Raw genomic sequence first — 1,115 nt, 5'->3', positions numbered from 1 at the left:
CCCGGCGCGCCGGATCCGCGCGCAGCCACCGGCCGGAAACTGCGCTGGGGCGTGGTCGCCACCGGGGCCATCGCCACCCGGGTGACCGAGGACATCGCCCGGCTGGAAGATGCCGTGCTGCAGGCGGTCAGTTCCCGCCACCAGGCCAACGCGGTGGCCTTCCAACGGCGTTTCGGCTTCGCCACCGCCTATTTCGACGGCGATGCCGGCAAGGGCTACGACCAGCTTTTCGCCGACCCGGAGGTGGACATGGTCTACGTGGCCACTCCGCACGGCCAGCATTTCGAGATCGCGGGACGGGCGCTGCAAGCCGGCAAGCATGTGCTGTGCGAAAAGTCCCTGACCATCAACGCCCGGGAAGCCCTGGAGCTGACGGAACTGGCGGCCGCGCGGGGACTGTTCCTGATGGAGGCGGTCTGGACGCGCTTCTTGCCGATCATCAACCGCGTCTGGGACATCCTCGCCTCCGGCGAACTCGGCGAGGTCCGCTGGGTGCAGGCCGACCTCGGATTCCCGGCGGTCTACGACCCGGCTGCCCGGCTGTGGAATCCGGCAGCCGGCGGCGGAGCGCTGCTGGACCTGGCGGTCTATCCACTGACCTGGGCGCTGGGGACCCTGGGCTTCCCGCAGACGGTGGCCGCCTCCGGGCAGGTCAACGACGACGGCGTCGACGCCCAGAACGCCATGACGCTCAGCTACGGTTCGGGCGCCCAGGCGCAGCTGGCGTGTTCGTTGCAGGCCGCCTCGCCGCGCACGGCCACCGTCGCCTGCACCGGCGGCTGGCTCCGCAGCAACGCGCCGCTGCACAACCCCACCGAGCTGGCGGTCCAACCGCATCTGGGCCAGCCGCGGGTGGAAACCTTCCCGAGCGTCGGCCGCGGCTACGTTTTCGAACTGCGCGAAGTCACCCGCTGCGTCCAGTCCGGCCTGCAGCAGAGCCCCACCATGCCCTGGGCGGACACCGTGGACACCATGCGGCTCTTCGACGGGGTCCGCGCCCAGCTGGGGGTCAGCTATGCCAATGACCGTGCGGTGCCGGTGACGGACTGAGCCGCAGAGCAGGGCGCCGACGCGGCAGCAGCGGACCGACCCGGACAGCACGACGGCGGCCGGTG

1 protein-coding gene is annotated in these 1,115 nt (G+C 71.1%); it reads left to right on the top strand.

The genetic code is table 11. The features are described 5' to 3' along the window. The coding region (locus tag AC5RV2_RS18260; RefSeq protein ID WP_494093502.1) for a Gfo/Idh/MocA family protein at window positions 1-1,050 on the top strand (1,050 nt) is incomplete at its 5' end. Between the last annotated feature and the right edge of the window lie 65 nt (window positions 1,051-1,115).

It is taken from the genome of Arthrobacter sp. Y3225116, from assembly GCF_059091245.1.
Note: the sequence above shows the minus strand (reverse complement) of the source record. Positions and strands in the feature narration are given on the sequence as shown.